The 19,463-nt window shown below is 56.6% G+C and carries 19 protein-coding genes and 2 pseudogenes; 11 read left to right on the forward strand and 10 right to left on the reverse strand.

Annotation, left to right across the window (positions count from 1 at the left end; genetic code table 11):
* Positions 1 to 5 precede the first annotated feature (5 nt).
* The 9 genes and pseudogenes from V8J81_RS00210 to V8J81_RS00250 form a co-directional block, all read right to left on the reverse strand.
* A pseudogene (locus tag V8J81_RS00210) lies at positions 6 to 1,376 on the reverse strand (IS1182 family transposase).
* Between the two features lie 527 nt (positions 1,377 to 1,903).
* The gene (locus tag V8J81_RS00215; RefSeq protein ID WP_368473745.1) at positions 1,904 to 2,542 is read right to left on the reverse strand and encodes an HAD family hydrolase; all 639 of its coding nucleotides are present in this window, start codon (positions 2,540 to 2,542) and stop codon (positions 1,904 to 1,906) included.
* Positions 2,542 to 4,062 carry a xylulokinase gene (locus V8J81_RS00220; RefSeq protein WP_368473746.1) on the reverse strand — a complete coding sequence of 507 codons (1,521 nt, stop codon included), beginning with the start codon at positions 4,060 to 4,062 and terminating at the stop codon, positions 2,542 to 2,544. The genes V8J81_RS00215 and V8J81_RS00220 overlap by 1 nt, the downstream gene beginning before the upstream one ends.
* Positions 4,062 to 4,307 (reverse strand): hypothetical protein, encoded by a 246-nt coding sequence (locus V8J81_RS00225; protein ID WP_368473747.1) that lies wholly within the window; start codon positions 4,305 to 4,307, stop codon positions 4,062 to 4,064. The genes V8J81_RS00220 and V8J81_RS00225 overlap by 1 nt, the downstream gene beginning before the upstream one ends.
* Complete coding sequence (locus tag V8J81_RS00230; RefSeq protein WP_368473748.1) at positions 4,304 to 5,425, reverse strand: ABC transporter ATP-binding protein; 1,122 nt, start codon at positions 5,423 to 5,425, stop codon at positions 4,304 to 4,306. The genes V8J81_RS00225 and V8J81_RS00230 overlap by 4 nt, the downstream gene beginning before the upstream one ends.
* 1 nt (position 5,426) lies before the next feature.
* The gene (locus V8J81_RS00235; protein WP_368473749.1) at positions 5,427 to 6,281 is read right to left on the reverse strand and encodes a carbohydrate ABC transporter permease; all 855 of its coding nucleotides are present in this window, start codon (positions 6,279 to 6,281) and stop codon (positions 5,427 to 5,429) included.
* A 10-nt stretch (positions 6,282 to 6,291) separates the two neighbouring features.
* On the reverse strand, positions 6,292 to 7,266 hold the full coding sequence (locus V8J81_RS00240; protein WP_368473750.1) for a carbohydrate ABC transporter permease: 975 nt from the start codon (positions 7,264 to 7,266) through the stop codon (positions 6,292 to 6,294).
* Positions 7,267 to 7,349: 83 nt separating this feature from the next.
* A complete protein-coding gene (locus V8J81_RS00245; RefSeq protein ID WP_368473751.1) occupies positions 7,350 to 8,771 on the reverse strand; it encodes an ABC transporter substrate-binding protein in 1,422 nt (473 codons plus the stop codon).
* Between the two features lie 50 nt (positions 8,772 to 8,821).
* Positions 8,822 to 10,045 carry an ABC transporter ATP-binding protein gene (locus V8J81_RS00250; RefSeq protein ID WP_368473752.1) on the reverse strand — a complete coding sequence of 408 codons (1,224 nt, stop codon included), beginning with the start codon at positions 10,043 to 10,045 and terminating at the stop codon, positions 8,822 to 8,824.
* A 55-nt stretch (positions 10,046 to 10,100) separates the two neighbouring features.
* Here V8J81_RS00250 and V8J81_RS00255 point away from each other — a divergent pair, with 55 nt between their 5' ends.
* The 4 genes from V8J81_RS00255 to V8J81_RS00270 all read left to right on the forward strand — a co-directional run bounded on the left by V8J81_RS00255 (position 10,101) and on the right by V8J81_RS00270 (position 13,552).
* Positions 10,101 to 10,895: an SDR family NAD(P)-dependent oxidoreductase gene (locus V8J81_RS00255; RefSeq protein WP_368473753.1), complete on the forward strand. Its 795-nt coding sequence runs from the start codon at positions 10,101 to 10,103 to the stop codon at positions 10,893 to 10,895.
* Positions 10,896 to 10,979: 84 nt separating this feature from the next.
* Positions 10,980 to 11,621, forward strand: a complete 642-nt coding sequence (locus tag V8J81_RS00260; protein WP_368473754.1) for a bifunctional 4-hydroxy-2-oxoglutarate aldolase/2-dehydro-3-deoxy-phosphogluconate aldolase — start codon at positions 10,980 to 10,982, stop codon at positions 11,619 to 11,621.
* Positions 11,622 to 11,652: 31 nt separating this feature from the next.
* Positions 11,653 to 12,489 carry an SDR family oxidoreductase gene (locus V8J81_RS00265; RefSeq protein ID WP_368473755.1) on the forward strand — a complete coding sequence of 279 codons (837 nt, stop codon included), beginning with the start codon at positions 11,653 to 11,655 and terminating at the stop codon, positions 12,487 to 12,489.
* Between the two features lie 4 nt (positions 12,490 to 12,493).
* Positions 12,494 to 13,552, forward strand: a complete 1,059-nt coding sequence (locus V8J81_RS00270) for a zinc-dependent dehydrogenase (RefSeq protein WP_368473756.1) — start codon at positions 12,494 to 12,496, stop codon at positions 13,550 to 13,552.
* Positions 13,553 to 13,563: 11 nt separating this feature from the next.
* On the opposite strand, the gene V8J81_RS00275 is transcribed toward V8J81_RS00270, so the two are convergent.
* Complete coding sequence (locus tag V8J81_RS00275) at positions 13,564 to 13,767, reverse strand: hypothetical protein (protein WP_368477694.1); 204 nt, start codon at positions 13,765 to 13,767, stop codon at positions 13,564 to 13,566.
* Between V8J81_RS00275 and V8J81_RS00280 the strand changes: the two are divergent.
* The 7 genes and pseudogenes from V8J81_RS00280 to V8J81_RS00310 all read left to right on the forward strand — a co-directional run.
* A pseudogene (locus tag V8J81_RS00280) lies at positions 13,681 to 13,887 on the forward strand (alcohol dehydrogenase catalytic domain-containing protein); the annotation flags it as partial. The gene V8J81_RS00275 and the pseudogene V8J81_RS00280 overlap by 87 nt on opposite strands.
* Before the next feature lie 51 nt (positions 13,888 to 13,938).
* Positions 13,939 to 14,601 (forward strand): zinc-binding dehydrogenase, encoded by a 663-nt coding sequence (locus V8J81_RS00285; protein WP_368477568.1) that lies wholly within the window; start codon positions 13,939 to 13,941, stop codon positions 14,599 to 14,601.
* Between the two features lie 22 nt (positions 14,602 to 14,623).
* Positions 14,624 to 16,129: a glycerol kinase GlpK gene (glpK, locus tag V8J81_RS00290; RefSeq protein WP_368473757.1), complete on the forward strand. Its 1,506-nt coding sequence runs from the start codon at positions 14,624 to 14,626 to the stop codon at positions 16,127 to 16,129.
* Positions 16,129 to 17,076: a shikimate dehydrogenase family protein gene (locus V8J81_RS00295; protein WP_368473758.1), complete on the forward strand. Its 948-nt coding sequence runs from the start codon at positions 16,129 to 16,131 to the stop codon at positions 17,074 to 17,076. The genes glpK and V8J81_RS00295 overlap by 1 nt, the downstream gene beginning before the upstream one ends.
* Positions 17,077 to 17,091: 15 nt before the next feature.
* Positions 17,092 to 17,667, forward strand: coding sequence for a glucose-6-phosphate isomerase (locus V8J81_RS00300; protein ID WP_368473759.1), 576 nt, complete (start codon positions 17,092 to 17,094; stop codon positions 17,665 to 17,667).
* Positions 17,668 to 17,690: 23 nt separating this feature from the next.
* The gene (locus V8J81_RS00305) at positions 17,691 to 18,605 is read left to right on the forward strand and encodes a phosphoglycerate dehydrogenase (RefSeq protein WP_368473760.1); all 915 of its coding nucleotides are present in this window, start codon (positions 17,691 to 17,693) and stop codon (positions 18,603 to 18,605) included.
* Between the two features lie 47 nt (positions 18,606 to 18,652).
* On the forward strand, positions 18,653 to 19,450 hold the full coding sequence (locus V8J81_RS00310; RefSeq protein ID WP_368477569.1) for an MBL fold metallo-hydrolase: 798 nt from the start codon (positions 18,653 to 18,655) through the stop codon (positions 19,448 to 19,450).
* The last annotated feature ends 13 nt before the right edge of the window (positions 19,451 to 19,463 follow it).

Here is a 19,463-nt window from a genome sequence, read left to right on the forward strand (position 1 = left end):
CTCGTTTACTGCGGTGCGGGAAAGATCTCGGCTAGTTTGCGGAGGTTTTGGGCGGTAGCGGCGAGGAGGAATTCGTCGTTCGCGCCGCATGGTCCTCGTAGTCGGAGCCGCCCCAGCCCGAGGATGCGTTTGAGGTGCGCAAAGAGCATTTCCACTTTCTTCCTGAGCTTCATTGAGATGTCGTATTGGCCGGTTTTGGCGATATCGCGTGCAATATGGCGAGCGTCTTCGTGTTCTTCGCGGGTTACCTTGCGCGCGTCTACGTTTGAACAGCACTTGGCTTTGGATGAGGAGGCCTGGGACACTTCCTTCAAGGTGCGATAGCGCGCAGTGCCCTTGCCGGTTGGGCCCCGGTTCGGATCGGAGTAGTTGCGGCGAAACTGCTTGAAGGCGTGTCCTTCGGGACAGATGTACTGGTCGTTCTTGGAATCCCATTCAAAGTCCGCATGCGTCCATTTCCCATCGCTGCGACCGGACTTGTCGAAGGCAGGTATTTCCGGTGCGATCTTGCGGTCGACCAGCCAGCCTAGCAGGGGCCCAGTTCTATACGCCGTGTCCGCAATCAAGCGCTCTGGATGCAAATCAAACTTCTGCTTCACCCGCTTCAGCATCGTCTTAGTCGATCCCACCTCGGCTTGCCGGATCGAACGGGTCGCTTCGACATCGGCGATCACGCCGTGGTCTGTGTCGATCAGATAATTGTCGGAATTGCTAAAGAATGCAGGACCCTTACGGGCCGCCGTTCATTGGCTTGCCCGATCAGAATGAGAGGTGAACTTGGGCTCGACCTCACTTGCCGCGCCGAACGCAGCTTAGTCCAGTGTGTCTAGATACTCGCGAACCGCGCGAGGTGCATCTTTTGGATCAATGCTTGATGCGTCCCACTCCTCCTTCGGCGTCGAGTTCTGTTTGTTTGCATCAGCCTCGATCAGGCTGGCCTCGATGGCCATACGCTGACCGCTGACGAGGCCTTCCTCAATGCAGCGTGCCAGGGTCATCTCGAACAGATGACGCAGCAGTTCGTTCTCGCGAAAGCGGCCTTGCCGGTTCTTCGAGAAGGTGGAGTGGTCGGGAACGCGGTCGGTCGGATCGAGACAGCAGAACCACCGATATGCCAGGTTCAGATGTACCTCTTCGCACAGCCGCCGCTCAGATCGGATGCCGAAGCGGTAGCCGACAATTAGCATACGGATCAGCAACTCAGGGTCTACCGACGGGCGGCCAGTGTGACTGTAGAACTTTGCGAGATGCGCGCGGATACTGGTCAAATCAACGAACCGATCAATCGACCGCAACAGGTGGTTTTGAGGCACGTGGTCTTCCAAGGAGAACTCGTAGAACGATGCCGCCTGCGCTTCCTGCCTCCGTCCCATCATCGCCAATCCCTCCCGACAGGACGAATTGAATCAGCGACTTACGCCCCGATCAAGGAAGAGTTTGTCAACGAGATACGCCCTTCCTTCCGTAACGTTCATTCACCTTCGTGGCCCAATTGTCGGTAATCGGCGGCGAATAGACCGAGGTTGAAATGCAACGGAACTGCGACACTCACGCAGCATTCTTTGGCTACTCCTGCCGCCAAACAGACCAGAGAGTAGCTGGCGAAATCTCGGTGCGCTTGACATGATGCGGACCATTAGCGCTGTGCCTTTCAAAATTGGCTGCAGAGAGGCTGTACCGCCATTCCCCGCGGCAGACTGGAGGGACTTTCTTTCTCGCGATGTAACTTGGGAAAGGGCACCGCTGAGCAATCCGTAGCGGGGGAGTGTTTTGCTTGTTATTGGACGCCTGCTCGATTTGAATTAAGGCAATAGAAATAGTGTTTTATCCTGAAACCGGACGGTTGTGCATTCGCCGTCGTCGTTGCTCAAAACACGTCCAATTCCATTATCCAGCGCGATTGTCACTGATCCTTTAACAGTAAATGGTACAGCTCAGAGTATTGTTCGAGCGCAACTGTCCCGTTTAATTCACGAGACCCTTGTGTTTGAATGAGGTATGTTTTCATCCCAGCTGCCAAGCCGGCGGACGCGCCCGTCACGCTGTCCTCAATGACAGCACACTCTGCTGGTTCTACATCCAATAAAGAAGCTGCGCGGAGATACGGCTCCGCATTTGGTTTCCCGAGGTGGACGTCATTTCTTGTGACGCTGATAAAGCCGGGTTTTGTGAGGCGGGTTCGGTCAAGATTGGCGTTTACGATCAGGCGATCCGAGTTGGACACAACCGCTTGTTTGACCCCAAGAGCAGCGGCAGCATTCCACAGTCTTAGCGCTTCTGTAACGGGAGCCACTGCGTCGATGTCGGCCATGTAGTGGTGAAGCTTCAAGGCTCCCCAATCTGCCATTGAGAGTGTCAAGGCGTGACAGGTGCACAACCATTGATAGACGGCGTCAGCGGATTTGCCGATGACCCGAGCGTGCATGTCTTCAGGCGGATCAAGTCCAACCTCCTGAAGCGCTGCGACCAACGCCCTTTCATGCACAGGCTCGCTATCCACTAGTGTGCCGTCGAGATCCCATAGCAGTGCCTTGATCGTCATCATCTTGTATCCGAAATCTTTTGTATGTTTGCCAAGCTCCGATTGATCGGCAACAAGGCTGTTTTGGCGGTTTCGAACAGGCCTATCTGATCGGCGTAGACTTGTTTCAGGGTCGCATCAGGCACCACATCAGGGCCAAAGGCTGCATAGGCGTTAGTTGCCTGTTGAACCGTGGCAAAGGTGCCGCTTCCGACCTGGGCAAGGGCGGCGCAGCCCAACAGGCCGCTTTCAGGTTCCGCCGTTGGCCGGATGGCCTGCCCCAGAACACTGGCCTTGATCCTAAGCCAGAGATCGGATTTGCGGCCCCCGGCTGCTGCGACTATCGGTCCGGTGGGACATCGCGATGCCCAGATGGGCTGGCTGGCAATGTGCATAGCGATGGCCACGCCTTCCATAACGGCTCTGGCCATGTGTCCTACATCATGTTTCGCACTCAGACCGATGAATGCACCTCGGGAGGCGGCTCCGTCCCCCAGCCGTTCACCGGTGAGGTAGGGGAGAAACAACAATCCCTCAGCTCCGGCAGATACGGCCTCGGCGCGCTGGTTGAGGTCTTCGAAGCCGATGCGCTTAGAGCTAATGATCTTGTGTAACCATCTCAGGGCATCACCGGCGGCATCTACGACCGCGAAGGCACCCCATTGGCCGTCGGCGGTCATCACATTCATAACCATTGGATCAATCACCGGTCTGGGGCCGATGGCTGTCAGCAAATACGACGTTCCTGTTATGTCGCTAAGGGCACCTTCGCCCACGGCTCCTGATCCTAAGATGGCACAGGGGTAGTCGCCCGCACCGGCAGAAACAGGCAAACTGACTGGCAGGCCGGAACGCTTACTTGCCTCGGTTCGAACGGACCCGATAATGTCCCACGGCGCCAGAATAGAAGGCAAAAGTGACATGTCGATTCCGAGAAGGCCGGCGTTTCCAACGGACCAGTGTCGAGTGTCCGGGTCCATCAGGAAACTTGATCCTGCCTCGGTCCAATCCATCGCGGCATTGCCCGTGAGACGCAGGTTGAGAAAGTCCTTCGGCATCAGGAGTGTTTTGGAGCGGTCCAGCAGCCGCGGGTTATGTTTGGCCAGCCACGCCAGCTTGACGCCCGGCCATGCTGACGTCGCCGGATTGGCAAATGGACCGTGGCCGCCTAGCCGCGTCAGTTGTTCGTTAAGCTTCTGGGCTGTCTGTTCGCTCCGTTTGTCGTTCCACAACATGGCGGTTCTTGCGGTCAGTTCTCCGGCCTTATCAACCAGAACTGGCGCGTGCATGTGACCGCAGCAGCACAGGGCGCTGACGGTTTGGTTTGTGTGTCGCGCGGCCAGTGATCGAGTGGCAGCACACAAAGCTGACCACCAATCCTCCGGGGCCTGCTCAACCCAGCCGTGCTGGGGATATGACGTCTGGAGCGGGATGCTCTCGCTGTCTCGGATCCGGCCGGTTGGATCAACCAACGCTGCCCGTAGGCTACCGGTTCCCAGGTCAATTGCGACGACATCCCCACCGCTAGATGCATATTGCATTAGAACGGCTTAAAATGAAGGTGGATGAGGTTGAAAAGGATTAAGATGACCGCTGACCAAAGGATGAATTCCATAGGCCATTTCACCAGTTTGAAACGGTCGTTCAGCACCTTTCCCACCAGCATGACTACGAGCGCGGGAAGAGACGCGGGATAGTGTTCAAGATTGCCTGCCATGGCAGTACAACTGCCCATCAGGACAATAACAATAAGGCCGAGGACAAGCCAGGATCGGGTTCCGGTCATGGGGCACCTCGTGTGGGGTCGGTCGCTGCGGCTTGGGCAGTGGTGTGTCCACTTTTGGCGTCGAAAAGGTAGATTCGTTCTTGATCTGCGCTTAGATGCACAACGCTGCCTGCGGAATTCGCGAAACGATCGGTGTCCTGTGTTGTCGCGCGCACCTTGAAATCCTGCCCGCCGATATCGAAAGAAAAAAGGTTTTCGGCCCCCATCGTTTCGACGGCTTTGATTTCGGACGGAAAGCTACCTGAAACAGCTTCCGCATGAATGCTAAGATGTTCGGGCCGTACGCCCAACCTTTGGGGGCCAGAGACCACCTTGTTGTGATCGAGCCAACTCGTATCGAGATTTGCAGCAAAGCCATCCCCTCGAGCCTTCGCTTGTTGGAGGTCGACACTAAGGATATTCATGTGCGGCTCGCCCACGAAGCCCGCGACAAATTCCGTTGCTGGCCGATCAAAAATTTCTTGCGGGGACGCGAATTGCAGAACCTGGCCCTCATTGATCACGGCAATGCGGTCGGCCATAGACATAGCCTCCAATTGGTCATGACTGACAAAAACCGTGGTGCGCGCCAGCTCTTTTTGGAGGTGTCGCAACTCCGTCCGCATATGGGCACGCAATTTGGCATCCAGATGGCTGATGGGCTCATCCATCAGAAAAACATCGGCATCGCGCACCAACATTCGCCCAATCGCTACCCTTTGGGCCTGCCCGGCTGACAGCTTGTCCGTGGAGCGGCGCAGTACGTCCTCGATTTGCAGGAGCGCGGCAACTTCATCGACCTTGGAACGGATCGTGGCTTTGCTCATGCCCCGTACTTTCAGCGGGTAAGCCAAGTTCTGAAAGACCGAGAGGTGGTGGTAGAGAACGTTGGCCTGAAAAACCATACCGACATTCCGATACCTTGGCTTGAGGTATGTGACATTGCGGTCACCGATTTCGATTCGTCCGGCGGACGGCATCAGCAGCCCGGCAATCATCCGGAGCGTCGTTGTTTTCCCGCAGCCTGATGGGCCCAGAAAGAAAATAAACTCTCCATCCTCGATATGGAAGTTGATGTCGTCGACAGCCACGAACTCTCCGAACGTGCGGCGTAATTGTTCGACCTTGATACCAGCCATCTTAGCGCACCAGTCCCATTGAAAGCCCGCTGATGAACTGTCGTTGCACTGCGATGACGAAGATCATGATCGGGGCTGTGATAATCAGACACGCAGCACCTAAGACATCCCATGACACCTCAGCATTGACGGCAAATGTCACGACAGCGGGCGGCAGTGTCTTGGCTTCGGATCCAGTGAGGAAGAACGCAAAGGCGTATTCATTCCAACTCAGAATGAGCACAAAGATTGCCGTCGCGGTGATTGCGGGAGTCATCATTGGCAAGACAACGCGCCGGAATGCGCCGAGCCAGGTATCCCCGTCGACGAGAGCGATTTCTTCCAGCTGTCTGGGCACTTCCTCGAAGTATCCTTTCAGCATCCAGACCACGAATGGAAGCTGCATGGCGGTATAGAGAATGATCAGACCGATACGGGTGTCGAGCAGGTTCACGGTTTGGAAGATAAGGAACATCGGCAGCACGATGGCGACCGCTGGCATCATCCGATTGGTTAGGATCCAGAAAGCGACATCATCTTTGCCAACGAAGTCGAAACGCGCCAAGGCATAGGCGCAGAACATTCCTAGCGTGACCGAAAGGATTGTGGATGCCACCGCTACGATGGCGGAATTCATCATGAAGTACAGCATGTCGCGCTCGATGATGAGTTCGCGGAACGCGTCGAGCGTTGGTTGAAAGATCCATTGCGGCGGCATGCTCTGCGCGGTCTCTCGGGACATGAACGCGGTCAGCACGATCCAGATCACCGGCAAGCTGGCAATCGCAGAGGCCAAGCCAAGGATCGCATGGACCCACCAGTTGCGTTCTTCTTCCGGGGCGTCGGGGGAAGTGATGGAGCTCAGGTCTTGTCTCATTGTGGCACCTTCATTCCCTTTCTTCGATGCTGGTGCGGCTGAGCACCTTCACGAACACGAAGCTCAGCACCACGATGATCACGAAGATCACCAGCGACAGGGCAGCCGCCTTCGAGACGTTGAAGAACCGAAACCCGAGGTTTGTCAGCCAGATATTCAAGGTTTCGGTGGAATTGCCCGGCCCACCCGCCGTCAGGACGGCGATTTGGTCATAGGTGCGGAAGGCATCCATGGTCCGAATTACTACAGCGATTAAAATAGCTGGGCGCAGCATCGGCAGGGTGATGGTCCAGAAAACCCGCCAGGAGGAGGCACCGTCGATTTCAGCCGCCTCGTAGGGTTCGGGTGGGATAGCCGCCAGACCGGCGGAAAGGATCAGGAACATGAAGGCCGTCCATTGCCAGACGTCGATGAAAATCAGTGTGCGAAGAGCTGATCCTGGCGCCGACAGAAAGGTCGGCGGCGCAATGTTAAGGAAAGTCGCAATCTCGTTGGAGTAAAACGAGATGAGGCCAGAGTTCGGGAACAGCATGTAGCGCCAGATCAAACCCACGACGAGCGGCGGGATGACCATCGGCAACAGAAGCAACAGGCGGTAGACTGCTTTTCCGCGGATGTTTCGCTTGAATAGAAGCGCCAGCCCGAGACCGGCCCAGAATTCGATGAAAACGGCCGTGATCGTGTAAATGAAAGTGATGCGCAATGCGTTGAAGAACTGCGGATCCTGCATCAAGTCCTGATACTGTTCAAGCCCGAGGAAAAACGTGTCGAGTTGCGGGCGAGACAGGATGATGTTCGTGCTGGCCAAATAGATCGAGTAGCCGAACGGAAAAATGCCGACCACAAGCAGGATGATCAGCGTGGGCGCCATCAGAAGCCAAGGGAAATAGGCACGGTTTTGGATGCTGACTTTGGGAGCAGGAGGAGTAGCCGCATCCCGCGGAGGAGAAGTATTAGATCGACCATCAAGGGAAGTGTCTGTCATCGTCTGCTCCTCTCTCAATTAAACTTCGGAATAGCGCGCCGCCCGAACGCAGGGCTGGGCGGCGGCGTGGTTGCGTAACGGGGTCAGCCCCAGTCAGACGGAGACCGATCATAGTAGCTCAGATCCCGCCACAGTTGTGGCGGATTGTTCGCGCCATCGCGGTAGTATCCCCCCCGGCGGAATGCCGCGCTCATGTCGCGCTCCATGCCGAGCAAGGCTTCTTCTGCCGAGATCTCGTTGCCCCAGGCACGGTTGCCGTAAAGCCCCATCACCTCAGAGATTTCAGCCCACTCGGGCACCCGGATCCGCTCATCGGGGTTGGCACGATTGACCATGTAGTCGTACAGATCAAAGCCCCAGGGCTGCGCTTCCTGAACCTCGGGGTTCTGGAAAGTGGAGTGGCGTACCGCAGGCGCTCCACCGACCGCTGCGCGCGTCAGGCGATCGGCGTGGGTGATCCATTGGATGAAGAACCACGCGGCCTCTTTTTGTTGAGAGTCGACAGAGATCGAGAGCCCCCAGGACCCAAAGAAGGGATCTGTGCGACCCGACGGCCCGATCGGTGTGTGAAGGGCTACATTTTTGCCAGCCACCGGCAGCGCAGGGTCCTCATAGTGCGATCCGATGAAGCCAGAATAGGTGATCGAGCCGCCGGCATTGCCTTGCTGATAAACGGCCAGCTGTTCGCCGTAGCCATAGTTTAGGTCGTCAGCAGGCGTGAAGTCACGCAGGCCGAGGTAGTACTGTAAGGCGGCAAGATTATTGTCGTTGGCGATGGTCACTTCCCAATCGGCGTTGACGAATTCATTGCCAACGTTCGAAGCGTCTTGCCAAGCATAGAGGTAGGGCGTGAACATCCAGCCCCAGAACCATCTCTGTGGCCCCGTAACATAGCCGGCAAGGCCGTCATTGTTCTCCATCAAAGTGCCGCAGATCTCGCGCATGGCTTCGGCAGTGAAGCTACCATCGAAGCGACCGGGGACAGTCAGCCCCGCGGACTCGATCAAGTCGGAGCGGAACATGTTACCGACGGTGCCACAATCGTAAGGCACATTGTACATGGTGTCGTCATAGACCCCGGTGCCGGAATAGACGCGCGAGATGAAGTCGTTCACGTCATAATCTTCGGCAGTCAAATCGGGGTTCGACAGATATTGCGAGACGGGCTCCAGGTAGCCTGCCGCTGCATATTCCGCGAGCCACATGATATCGACGGTGAACAGGTCATAGCGACCCGTGCGTGACGACATGTCCAGAAGCGTCCGCTCACGTGTGTTTTCGAACGGTGCGAATTCGATGTTCACCGAGATTCCGGTGAGCTCTTCGAATTCCGCGATCTGGTTCCACAGCGGGTCGTGATGCGCGAACTGCACCGCTAGCATGTTCAGCGTAGTCCCCTCAAACTGCCGCATACGATCGGATTGTGCGCGCACGATGGCGGGCGCAAAGATTGCGGTGCTTCCTAGCAGGGCCGAGAATTGCCGTCTGTTGAATTTGGTTTTCATGGTTTGCTCCTCCGTTGGTCGACATTTTGAATGGGTCGGGTCTGGCGCCTTTAGGCAGCCAGGTCGGTGTTGGTTGAAGCGGTGGCGAGGGTGCGACCGGTCTGTCCGTCGAAAAGGAACAAACCATTGGGATCGACGCGGAAATGGATTGGCCCTCCAATGTTTCCGCGCAGATTTTGGTGGGCCGCGCCGCGCGACCAGATGCGCACGATCTGACCATCGATTTCGGCATCATAGACGGTCTCAGAACCAAGGGTTTCAACGGCATAGACCTTGCCGGTTTCCACGTTCGGTTGGCCTGCCTCCTCTGGACTGGCCAGTGCAATCCGATGAGGGCGAATGCCCAAGATTAGAGCGTTGCCAACATGCGCAGCCAAATCATGTCGATTGATCCATGTCTCCGGGACAATTACTTCAAATTGCTCACCGCGAACGATCCAATTTCCACCGTCTTGCATCAAGCGACACGGAAGCGTGTTCATCGACGGTTCGCCCACAAAGGTAGCTACGAACAGGTTCATAGGCCGGTCAAAGATGTCTCGAGGGGTGCCGATCTGTTGCACGACTCCCTTGTCCAAAACAACAATTTTGTCACCCATAGTCATCGCTTCGAGTTGATCGTGTGAAACATACAAGATGGTCGCGGCTAACTCTTTTTGGAGGCGCTTGAATTCGACGCGCATGTGCGCCCGAAGTTTTGCATCCAACGCCGAAATCGGTTCATCCATGAGGTAAGCATTTGCGTCACGTACAAGGGCGCGACCGATGGCTACCCGTTGCTGCTGCCCGCCTGATAATTCGCGGGGGCGGCGGTCTAGAAGAGGTGTGATGTCCAGAATTTCAGCCGTCGTCCCAATCTTTTCGCGCATCGCGCTGTCTGAAAGGCCACGAAGGCGAAGTGGGTAGGCCATGTTCTCGAAAACGCTCAGGTGCGGATACATGGAGTGTTTGTCGTAGACCATGGCAACGTCTCGGTCCCGCGGCGCGAGTCCTGCCGCTGGACTTCCGCCAATCAAGATTTGCCCAGACGTCGGCTGATCCAACCCAGCAATTAAGCGCAAGGTAGTGGTTTTTCCGGCGCCAGACGGGCCCAGAAGGAACACAAATTCCCGGTTTTCGACATCAAATGTCACGTTGTCGAGCGCCGTCAAATCCGGCGCGAAGACCTTGGACAGCCCTTCGATACAAATCTGAGACATGGTTGCGATTCCCTCTGCAAGCATTTCCGCCCGATGCATCACATAAAGAAAAGAATTTTGTTGCAAGTCAATCATTATCGAAATAAATTTCCTACGAGGTCAATGTCTGGCCAGCGTGGAAGGAACTCGAATGGATCTTGGATTGTCAGGGCAACGCGTGCTGGTAACAGCCTCTTCTGCGGGCATTGGAGAAGCGATCGCCACGTCATTTGCACGAGAGGGCGCGACTGTCATTCTCAATGGTCGAAGCCAGGCGACTGCGGCTGCCGCAAAGGCGAGAATAGAGGACGCAATCGACGGCGCTAAGGTCGAATTCGTGGTTGCGGATCTGGGATCTGCGGAAGGCTGCGAAGCCGCGATCGACGGCCTTCCAGCCGGGTCCGTGGATGTACTTGTCAACAACCTAGGCGTTTACGAGCCCATTGATTTCTTCGACACCACGGATGCCCATTGGCAGCGCCTGTTTGAGATCAACGTCATGAGCGGTGTTCGGCTCTCGCGCCATTTCCTTGAAGGTATGCTAAAGAAAAAGGCGGGCCGGATCGTTTTCGTGTCGAGCGAAAGTGGTATCAACCCGGCCCCAGAGATGGCCCACTACTCCGCCACCAAAACCATGCAGATTTCGGTTTCCCGAAATCTGGCCGAGATGACGAAGGGCACGGATGTGACCGTAAACTCCGTCCTGCCTGGCCCGGTGAATACTCAGGGGGTTGGCGATTTCATTGCTGCGGTGTTCCCAGAGCTGCCTCGTGAAGAGGCACACGCCAAGTTTATGAGGGAAAACCGCCCGACGTCGCTGATTGAGCGCCTGTCTCGCCCTGAAGAGATCGCTGATTTCGTCTGCTTTATCGCAAGCGCGCGAGCGTCGGCAGTGAACGGCGCTGCGTTGAAGGTTGACGGCGGGATGATACGATCCGTTTTCTAGAAATTTATTCTTTCTGAATTGAATCATAAAGAAAGAAATTTTATGTTGAAGTTAGTGGGATGAAATTCGATTCGGTGAGGCGCTATGATCCAAAACGTTCTTGACCAAGTTGCCAATGCCCGCTTGTTGCCGGTTGTCGTGTTGGGGCGCGTTGAAGACGCAGTGCCCTTAGGGCGGGCATTGGTCGACGGCGGCTTGCCAGTGGCCGAAATCACATTTCGCTCGGACGCAGCCGAGGCGTCCATTCGAGCCATCGCAGCCGAAGTTCCTGAAATCCTGCTTGGGGCAGGGACTGTTCTGACTGAAGATCAGGTAAGAGCCGCGGCGGCAGCCGGGGCGCAGTTTCTTGTGACGCCGGGGTTCAACCCGGCAGTTGTTCGCGCCGCAAAGACCGCCAGCCTGCCGATTGTTCCAGGTGTAAACAACCCAACTGGCGTGGAAATGGCGATGGCAGAAGGGCTGAACGCAGTGAAGTTCTTTCCGGCCGAGGCCACCGGCGGCGTACCGTTCCTGAAGGCGCTCTCGGGTCCCTACAAGGCCGTCCGGTTCATCCCAACTGGCGGCGTGGGCCTGTCCAACTTGTCCCAATATCTGGCCCTACCGTCAGTCTTGGCATGTGGTGGTTCTTGGATGGTGGACTCTAAGCTGATCGAGGCTGGGCGTTTTGATGAAATAACGAAACTGACTGCTGCTGCTGTAGCTGCTGCAAAAGACGCTGCAAGTTGATTGCCCCTAAGGGCAGGAAAGGACCAATGCCATGAATGCAACGAGTGGAAACGATCGAGCGCCGATGACCCTCGAAGGGAAAGTAGCTATCATCACAGGTGCCGCGTCTGGCATTGGTGAAGAGGTCGCGCGCGTTTATGCGTCCCATGGGTGCAAGGTCGCTATGATCGACTTCGATTCAGAGCGCCTTGACAGGATCGGTGAAGAAGTGGCTGCTGATGGCGCCGAAATTCTGAAGATCCATGCAGATGTTACCGAAGAAGCCAGTGTTCGTGCCTTCTTCAAGCAGGTCCACAATACATGGGGTCGGATTGACGTACTCGTCAACTCGGCCGGCCGTGACAGCCTGTCGCCACCCTTGGATGAGGTCACGCTTGATGAATGGAACAAGACACTGGGGCCCAATCTTACGGCCGTGTTCCTGTGCTGTCGCGAAGCCTTCATCTACATGAAGCCGCAAGGTGGTGGTCGTATCATCAACATGGGCTCTTCGTCGACACGCGTCGCTTCTGGCCCGGGTCACAGTCCATATCGAGCCTCCAAGCACGGAATGATCGGTTTCTCAAAAAACATCCTTCTGGATGGCGAGAAAATGGGGATCGGTGTGACGGTGCTGAACCCCAGCCACGTGAAGACACCCATGACCGAGATCATCGACAAGGGACTCTATGATGGCAATCTGCAGGCCTACACCGACGGCTGGCTGGACGAGAAGGAACTGAAAGAAGGCATTCACGCCTCCTGCATTGATGTGGAGAACGTCGGTTGGCTGGCGCTGTACGTGGCCACACGGACGCCTGATGTGACAATCCCCACCATTTCTCTCTACCCTACTCACAAGGTCCACCGTTACGGGATGGAGGTTTAATCCCATGAAAGCGGTCGTCTTCAACGGACCTGGAACACTGACGCTTGAGGATCGCGCACGCCCTGAGATTGGACCAGACGAAATCCTGGTACGGGTTCAGGCAGCCGCGATCTGTGGCACGGATCTGAAAATCTACCGTGGCGGTCATTTCCGGGTTGGCGAAGGCGACACGCGGGTCTTGGGCCATGAATTGGCGGGCGATATCGTCGAGATTGGCGGCAACGTTTCGTATTGGCGCGTCGGTCAACGTGTGTCGGTTGTACCTAATATCGGCTGTGGTCACTGCGATATGTGTCGCAAAGGTCTGAACAACATGTGCCCAGACTACGATGCCTTTGGGATAAGCATCGACGGCGGCTTTGAAGAATACATGGTTGTCACGCCCTCTGCGATTTTTGGCGGCAACCTGTTCGAGGTTCCCGACAGTTTGGACTGGGAAGCTGCCGCTTTGGTTGAGCCGCTATCATGCTGCTTCAATGCATGGAAAAACCTGAGCGTCTCCCCAGAAGATCGCGTGTTGATTCTCGGAACTGGCCCGATTGCAGGTCTTTTTCTGATGCTGGCAAAAGCCTATGGCGCGCGGCAGGTCATCGTTGTCGGGCGTCGCGCCACGCGATTGGAAGAGATCGCGGGTCTTGGCGCGACCGATACGGTGGATAGTTCAGAAGTGGCTGTGGTCGACGAGGTTTTGCGCCTAACGGATGGCCACGGTGTTGATGTGGCGCTGACAGCCGCTCCGGCGCCCGAGCTTCAGGTCCAAGCCATGGCCACGCTGGCCCGCTACGGTCGGATGAACTTCTTCTCGGGCCTGAACAAGGGCACCAAGGTCGAGATCGACACCAACAAGGTGCACTATCGGGGGCTAAAGCTTCTGGGAAGTACCGGGTCTTCGATCGAAGATTACGCGCGCTCGCTCAGGCTGGTGGAAAGCGGCCAGATCGACGTGAAGGCCGTTATCACCCACCGGTTTGGAATGGATCAGGCGGTTTCCGCCTTCGATCACGCATTGGCGGGTAAGGGGATGAAAACTCTGATCCTGCCCCAAGAAAGGAATGTCGCATGAAGGCCGCAGTTCTACATGCACCAGGCGATCTGCGCGTCGAGGACGTGGCGATCCCGGCCGAAATCGCGGCCGATGAAGTTCTGGTAAAAGTAGCCGCGTGCGGGATCTGCGGTTCGGACATCGGGCGCGTGATGACCACGGGCACCTACAGCTTCCCGACCATCCCGGGCCATGAATTCGCGGGAGAAATCGAAGCCGTCGGGGAAGACGTGCATCATCTGGCAAAAGGTGACCGTGTGGCGGTTGCGCCGTTGATGCCTTGCTTTGACTGCCTAGAATGTAACCGGGGCCAGTATTCGCTTTGCGACGATTACAATTTCCTTGGTTCACGCACAGATGGCGCGTTTGCCGAATACCTCCGGGCGCCCGCCAAAAATGTCTTGAAGGTGCCGGATCGCGTCAGTCTGGAAGTGGCGGCAACGATCGAACCGGCCGCAATCATTCTGCACGGGATCCACAAGATTGACCTATCGCTCGGTGATGCTGTTGCGGTGGTCGGATGCGGCGCGCTTGGCTATTTCGCGTTGCAGTTTGCTAAGTTGTCCGGCGCGCACCCATTGATTGCAATCGATGTGGACGAAGACAAATTGGAACTGGCGCGTCAGGTTGGGGCGGACATCTGTATCAATCCCGCAAAGGCCGACGCTTTGGCCGCGATCAAGGCCGCAACGGGCGGACGCGGAGTTGCAGTCGCTTTGGAAGCAGCGGGAAGTGACAAGGGGCGGGATCTGTCAATTCTGGCCTGCGCAAAACAGGGCAAGGTCATTTTGTACGGGACTGCCTATGGTGATGTCACCTTTGGCGAAGCTGCCTTCGCTAAAATGGTCCGCGAGGAACTTGAGGTGATCGGATCGTGGAACAGTTACTCTGTCCCGTTTCCGGGCAAGGAATGGTTCGATATAATCGGCTTGCTGGAGGCTGGGCGATTGGCTGTAGAGTCGCTGATCACCCATCGCGCTACATTGGACGAAGCTCCAGAAATCTTTCAGAAATTGAAGGATCGGAGCTTCGGTCCCTATCACAAGATTCTGTTCAAGCCGAACGGCTAAGGCACCATTGGGAGGAGCCGTAATGTCCGAGAAAAAATACGTGCTGGCCCTTGATGAAGGAACATCAAGTGCGCGAGCGATCCTGTTTGACCGCAACGGCGAAATCGCCTCGATCGGGCAGCAGGAATTCCGGCAAATCTATCCCAATCCCGGTTGGGTAGAGCATGATCCGCAAGAGATATGGACGACCCAGCTTGGCGTCATTCGTGATGCGATGAAGGGTGCCAAAGCCAAGTTTGTTGAAGTCGCTGCCATCGGGATTACCAACCAGCGCGAAACCGTTGTCGTGTGGGATCGCAAGACTGGACGGCCAATTCACAATGCCCTCGTCTGGCAGGATCGTCGCACAGCTGAGATATGTGACGCGATGAAAGAACGGGGTTTGGAAGCGCTCATTCGGGAGAAGACAGGTCTTGTCATTGACGCCTACTTCTCCGGTACAAAGATCGCATGGATTCTCGACAATGTCGAAGGTGCACGAGCGCGGGCGGAAAAGGGTGAATTGGCCGTCGGCACTATCGACAGCTGGCTGATCTGGAATCTGACCGGCGGCAAGGTCCATGTGACGGACGTCTCTAACGCGTCACGCACCCAGCTGATGGACATTCGCAGCTGTAAATGGGACCAGCAGCTGATGGATGAAATCCGGGTGCCCTGTGCGGTGCTGCCTAAGATCAAGGACACTTCTGAGGTCTACGGCACCACCGACCCTGCGATCTTCGATGGCGAAGAGATACCGGTTGCCTCCGCAGTTGGCGATCAACAAGGAGCGCTGTTCGGGCAAGCTTGCTTTGAGGCCGGCATGGTCAAAGCGACCTACGGCACCGGCGGCTCGCTGATGATGAACGTGGGCGACAAACCAAAGTATTCCGACAACGGGCTGCTGACTACGGTCGCCTGCCGGGTGAACGGCAAGGTCGACTACGCCGTTGAAGGGCTGCTATTCACAGTCGGTTCGGTCATCCAATGGCTGCGCGATGAGCTTCAGATCATTCATAATGCCGCCGAAAGCGAGTTGTCGGCGAAGGCCGTTCCGGACACCAACGGGGTCTACATCGTGCCTGCGTTTACCGGCCTTTCTGCCCCACATTGGGATCAGTACGCGCGCGGCACTATCGTAGGGATCACCCGTGGCACAAATCGCGACCATATTGTGCGCGCGGCGCTTGAATCTATGGCCTACCAGATCCGCGATGTCATTGATTGCATGCAGAAAGATACAGGGATCGAGCTTGCTGACCTGAAAGTGGATGGCGGCGCGGCGATGAATGATTTCGTGCTGCAATTCCAGGCCGACCAGTTGAATGTCAGCGTTCTGCGCCCGACGATTGTAGACTCCACGGCGCGCGGCGCGGCGTTCCTGGCTGGATTGGCTGTTGGGTTTTGGCAAGACAAAAGTGCGCTGCGCGAGACGTTTACGCTCGACGAGCAATTCGACCCCAAAGTCGATCGTGCAACAGCGGACAAGCTCTATGCCGGGTGGTTGAAGGCCACTGATCGCGCCCGTGATTGGGAGGAGCATGCGTGATGGATCTGCAACCCGCGACGCAACCGACGATGTATTTCTTCGGGGTAACGACGACCAAATCTTCGATCATGAAGGTTTTCCCTGCCTGGGCGGAGCACCTTGGCCTCGACGCTGTCCTGCAGGGAATAGACTTCCCCCTGAACGATGCACACGCCAATTACCGCGCGGCCGTCGAATTTGTGAAGTCCGATCCGCATTCGCTTGGGGGATTGGTGACGTCGCACAAGGTCAATTTGCTCAAGGCGTCGAAGACTCTTTTCGACGAGTTGGACCCTTACGCGAAAACCCTCCACGAGATCAGTTCGATCTCTAAGCGCGGCTCACGGTTGGTTGGCCACGCGAAGGACCCGATTAGCGTCGGTGTCGCATTGGAAGCAATCGTGGCCGATGGCTATTGGACTGAAAGCGGCGGTACACTGTGCATTCTGGGCTCTGGCGGGTCGTCTCTGGCCCTGACACTCTATCTGCACAACAAGAAGGCCGCCGGGGATGATGTGCCGTCGCGGATCGTCGTGACCGCGCGACGGGACTCAAGCCTTGAAGAGATGCGCAACGTCCACGCCCAGATCGGGTTCTCGATCCCTATCGACTACGTGCTGACGGCAACGCCGGAGCGCGCTGACGCGGTTGTCGCGGCCCTTCCTCCAAAATCCATGGTCGCCAATGCGACAGGGCTGGGCAAGGACCGCCCCGGTTCGCCACTGACCAATTCCGTTGTCTATCCCGAAGGCGCAATCGTCTGGGAATTCAACTACCGCGGCGACCTGATCTTTCTTGATCAGGCCAATGCTCAAAAAGAGGCCCGTGGCCTCACCGTCCAAGATGGCTGGGTGTATTTCATCCACGGCTGGACCCGCGTCATCGCTGAAGTCTTCGACATCGACATTCCAATGTCCGGTCCCGAATTCGATAAATTGAGCCGGATCGCGAAAAACGCCACTTCCTGACAGGAGAAACCAGATATGTCAGATATGAGCCCTACCACAATTGACTTTGACACAGTGACCGGCGCTTCGGAGGCAGCGGATCCGTTGACCCGAACCCTGAAATCGCTGGATGGATACTTTTACGACGCAGACGCGTTCAGCGCTGCAATGGCCGAAGATGACGCACTGATCTACGAGTATTTCGACATGGGTGTGCCCGAGACCAGCGGCAACGTCGCTTACGGCACAACGTCGATCAAACCTGGCAAGGTTGGTGATGAGTACTTCATGACCAAAGGCCATTTTCACACGGTTCTGGACACGGCAGAGGTCTACTACTGCCTCTCCGGCCATGGCGGCATGATGATGGAAACGCCGGAGGGTAAAGTTGAATGGCGTGAAATGAAGAAAGGCGATGTCGTCTACGTCCCCGGACGTTGGGCGCACCGTTCGATCAACATTTCTGCCACTGAGCCTTTCGTTATGTTCTTCGCTTTCCCCGGCCATGCCGGCCACGACTACGGCACCATCGCCACCAAGGGCTTCCGCAAGCTGATGGTCGAGCGGGATGGAAAACCCACGATGGTCGACAATCCGCGCTGGAATGGATGATCCTCTAATTAGCTGAGGTTATTATGAAAATTGCGATCACGCCGCGTTCGTTATCGAGCGCGGGGCATCCCGCTTTGTCTGCACTGACGGACCGGGGGTATGAACTTGTGTATCCCGCGCCGGGTCGAACGCCGTCCGAGGCTGAGCTGTTGGCCAGTGTACCGGGCTGTGTCGGATGGTTGGCGGGTGTCGAACCTGTTGGAAAATCCGTGCTTGAAGCTGCGCGGGACCTCAAGGTCATCAGTCGCAATGGGGTCGGTGTGGACAACATTGATCTTGGCGTTGCGGATGCCCGTGGCATCCGGATTGAGCGGGCGGTCGGTGCAAACGCACGTGGCGTGGCGGAGCTCGCCATCACCCTGATGATGTCAGCATTTCGCCATGTGTCCTGGTCCGACGCACGGCTGCACAATGGGGAATGGGCAAGACGGCGCGGGGTGGAAGCTGAGGGGCGCACGCTCGGTGTCATCGGTTGCGGGGCCATTGGCCGTACAGTGACGGAAATTGCGCTTGGGCTTGGCATGCATGTGATCGGCAATGATCCCAATCCGCCACAGGGTTTTGCGCCAAAGGGATTTCGGCTCGGCAATTTGGAGGAGTTGTTTGCGGAATCCGACGTGGTCACCTTGCATTGCCCGCCGTCCGAGGCACCCTTAATTGACGCAGCTGCCTTGGCCCGGATGAGACCCGGCGGCGTGATTGTGAATACCGCTCGGGCAGACCTGATTGATGATATTGCGGTGCTTGACGCATTGGAGGCGGATCATCTGGCGGTATTGGCCACCGATGTCTTCCATACCGAACCGCCCGAGCCATCTGCCCTGCTATCCCATGATCGCGTTATTCTGACCCCCCATGCTGGCGGTTTCACCGAGGAAAGCGTGCGCCGGGCGACAGAAGTGGCAGTTGCCAACATACTGAAAGTTTTGGCACCGTGAGGCCGAGCCTTGAAAAGCGCCCACTTACATCACCCAATGATTTGGCCGTGCCGCAAGGCTGCGTTGCCTTGATCTGGCTCGGGCAAGCGGGTTTTTTGATTGAGGGAGCGGGTCAGCGCATCATAATTGATCCCTATCTGTCGAATTCCTTGGCCGAAAAGTACTTCGGGAAGAAGTTCCCCCACATCAGAATGACGCCAGCGCCCTTTGTGCCTGCGGAGTTGACGGACATCGACTGGCTCCTCTGCACCCACGCGCACACGGATCACATGGATCCTGGAACAATCCCGGATCTGGTCGCCACGAACCCAGACATGCGAGTTCTTGTCCCAAGAGCGACCCGCACAACGGCGTTGGAGCGAGGCGTGCCGCCAGATCGACTGTTTATGATCGACGCTGGAGAAAGCATGGACATGGGCGATGTGGCTGTCACAGCAACGCCTGCGGCCCATGAGACTCTTTCCCTGACAACCGACGGGTTGCACCCATTTCTGGGGTTCGTTCTTACCATTGGACGCCTAACCATTTGGCATTCAGGTGACACGATTCCCTTCGATGGGCTCGTTCCTGCCGTGCGGAACCTCGGTGTCGACCTTGCGCTACTGCCCATCAACGGGCGCGACGCACTGCGGGCATCAAATGGAATTCCAGGCAACCTGACTGTGGAAGAGGCGGTGCATCTGACCAACGCAATCGGCGCGTCTCATATGCTCGGGCACCATTTTAATCTGTTTGAGTTCAATACAGTAGACCCGTCGGACGCACGGATGCGAATATCGAACATCGACACCGACGTAGACGTTTCCATCGCTGAACGTGGGCAGCTATTCACGCTAAGAAAATAATTCTCTCCCTGCC

It is taken from the genome of Gymnodinialimonas sp. 202GB13-11, from assembly GCF_040932485.1.
GTDB lineage: Bacteria > Pseudomonadota > Alphaproteobacteria > Rhodobacterales > Rhodobacteraceae > Gymnodinialimonas > Gymnodinialimonas hymeniacidonis.